Below are 2,630 nucleotides of genomic sequence, written 5' to 3'. Positions count from 1 at the left end.
TGATTTATACATATCGCTATGGCTAAAGTAAGTATTGCAACTGGTAGATATGTCATAGCCATGTTAATTGCTGAAGGAATTAAATTTAAACCTATAACTGCTATCATAGCTCCTGTAACCTGTGGTGGGAAATATCTTTTTACCTTTTCCACTCCTATAAGCTTTATAATTACAGACATCACTAAATATAAAAATCCTGCTACTATAATTCCTCCTTGAGCATAAGCCAAATCTCCATTAAAGCTCTCTGAAACCTGATTTATTACTCCTATAAATGCAAAACTTGAACCTAAAAATACTGGTACTTTCCACTCTGAACAAAAATGGAAAATTAATGTTCCTACTCCTGCACAAAAGATTGCCACTGATGGATCAAATCCAGTCAATAGAGGAACTAATACAGTCGCCCCAAACATGGCAAGCAAATGTTGAAGTGATAAAGCCGCTTTTTTCATAAATGACCTCCTAATTTTATTTTGTAGAAATTCTACTCTTTTATTTTCACAGAATCCTCTCCGTCTACCTCCAAAAGCTCGACAGAAATTATCTCCTGTTTTGACGTTGGTACATTTTTTCCTACATAATCTGCCCTTATAGGAAGCTCTCTATGACCTCTATCGACTAATACAGCTAATTGTATCGCCTTAGGTCTTCCTATATCCATAAGTGCATTTAAAGCTGATCTAACTGTTCTTCCTGTATATAAAACATCGTCTACTAAAACTACAGTCTTTTCATTTATATCAAATTTTATATTTGTTCCATTTATTACTGGATCTAATTGGATTTTTTTTAGGTCATCTCTGTATGAAGTAATATCCATTTCTCCTGTAACTACTTTTTTACCTTCGATTTTTTCTATTCTATTTGCTATCCTATTGGCTATAGGTATTCCTCTAGTCTTTATCCCTATTAAAATGACATCCTCTATGCCCTTGTTTTTTTCTATTATTTCATGACTTATCCTAGTAATAGCTCTAGCTATTGCCTTTTCGTCCATTAATTTTGCCTTTTCTACCATAATGCCCTCCTACTAAAAAAACTTCCCATCACAAGACAGGAAGTTTATACTTTATATGCACAACAAAAAAGTATATCTATCCTTATGATATCTCTGTATCAATTAAAGGTATATCTATATTTTTTATGATTCTCTTCAATTTTCAATTATTTATTAAATATTATTTTTTTCTTTAAATACAATTATATATTTTTAAGATTTTTATTTCAATAGTTATTTTAACTTGCCAAGTATTTCTACAAAATACTGAGGTAGCTCTGAGTTAAATTCTACATACTCTTTAGTCGTAGGATGTATAAATCCCAGTTTTCTCGCATGTAGAGTTTGACCTGTACATTTTATTTTAGAATTTTTAGGTCCATATACAGGATCACCTAGAAGAGGATGGCCGATGCTTGCTGCATGGACTCTTATTTGATGAGTTCTACCAGTTTCTAATGTCGCCTTCATATGGGTGAAATTTTCATATCTTTTTATGACTTCAAAATGAGTTACTGCCCTTTTTCCATCTTTTGCAATTGCCATTTTTAGTCTGTCCTTTGGATTTCTTCCTATTGGCTTGTCTACTGTGATTTTGTCTTCTTTTACTACTCCGTAGCATACAAATTCGTACTCTCTAGTTATCGAATGGTCCTTTAGTTGCTCTGCTAAAAAGTTATGCGCGTTGTTGTTTTTAGCTATCATTAAAATACCAGAAGTATCCTTGTCTATTCTATGTACTATACCTGGTCTTATTACTCCGTTTATTGAAGATAGATTGTCCTTACAATGGTATAGTATTGCATTTACCAGTGTATTTTCGTAGTTTCCTGGAGCGGGATGTACTACCATATTCTGTGGTTTATTTACTATTAGTAAATCGTCGTCCTCGTATACTATATCTATCGGTATATTTTGTGGTTTTATTTCTAGAAGCTTAGGAGCCGGTATCTCTATAACTATATGGTCGTCTTCTTTCACTAGGTATTTAGGTTTTTCTATTTTACCGTTTACCTTTACCTTTTTGTCCTTTATTATCTTTTGGATGTAGCTTCTAGACATATCTCCTAGCTGTGATGATAAGTACACATCTAGTCTATCTCCCTCTTCTTCTCCTAAAACTAAAAATTCTCTTATTTCATCTTGGTTTATATTTTTATCCATATTTCTCGTTTCTCTTTCTAAATGTTATTTGTATTTTAATTTTTTTGTTTATTATCGCTAATTATAACATATATACACAATAAAATTGTACCTACCACAATAAAGCAATCCGCTAAATTAAAGACGTAATTCCATATAAAAACAAAATCAAAATAATCTACAACGTAATCTAATCTGATTCTGTCTATTAAATTCCCCAACGCTCCTGCTATAATAAGTACAACTGAAAGCTTTCCTAATTTTGAAGATATTTTATTTGAATGTAAAAAATAAAGTCCTATTATAGATGCTATCAAAGCAACTACTATAAATATCCATTGGTTATTTTGAAATAATCCAAATGCCGCTCCCCTATTTTCCACATAAGTTAAATTAAATACTTCGTTTATTACACTAATACTTCCTTTATACTGTAAAAAGTTTAAAGCCCATCTTTTTATAATTTGATCGAGTGCGATCAAAAGTG

General features: G+C 31.6%; 4 protein-coding genes. All 4 read right to left on the bottom strand.

Annotation, left to right across the window (positions count from 1 at the left end; translation table 11 throughout):
- On the bottom strand, window positions 1-455 hold a 455-nt coding region (locus MR593_RS09610; protein WP_290692281.1), incomplete at its 3' end, for a solute carrier family 23 protein.
- Between the two features lie 32 nt (window positions 456-487).
- Window positions 488-1,021 (bottom strand): bifunctional pyr operon transcriptional regulator/uracil phosphoribosyltransferase PyrR, encoded by a 534-nt coding sequence (gene pyrR, locus MR593_RS09605; RefSeq protein WP_290692279.1) that lies wholly within the window; start codon window positions 1,019-1,021, stop codon window positions 488-490.
- A gap of 213 nt (window positions 1,022-1,234) precedes the next feature.
- Window positions 1,235-2,164 (bottom strand): RluA family pseudouridine synthase, encoded by a 930-nt coding sequence (locus tag MR593_RS09600; RefSeq protein ID WP_290692277.1) that lies wholly within the window; start codon window positions 2,162-2,164, stop codon window positions 1,235-1,237.
- 35 nt (window positions 2,165-2,199) lie between these two features.
- Window positions 2,200-2,630: signal peptidase II (gene lspA, locus MR593_RS09595; RefSeq protein ID WP_290692275.1), on the bottom strand; the 431-nt coding region annotated here is incomplete at its 5' end.

The sequence above is a fragment of the Intestinibacter sp. genome (assembly GCF_022780145.1).
Classification (GTDB): Bacteria; Bacillota; Clostridia; order Peptostreptococcales; family Peptostreptococcaceae; genus Intestinibacter.
This window is presented reverse-complemented; position numbering and strand designations above follow the sequence as displayed.

Coding starts and splice junctions, on each gene's coding strand:
- pyrR (WP_290692279.1), bottom strand. CDS start 1,021: ATGGTAGAAAAGGCAAAATTAATGGACGAAAAGGCAATAGCTAGAGCT.
- MR593_RS09600 (WP_290692277.1), bottom strand. CDS start 2,164: ATGGATAAAAATATAAACCAAGATGAAATAAGAGAATTTTTAGTTTTA.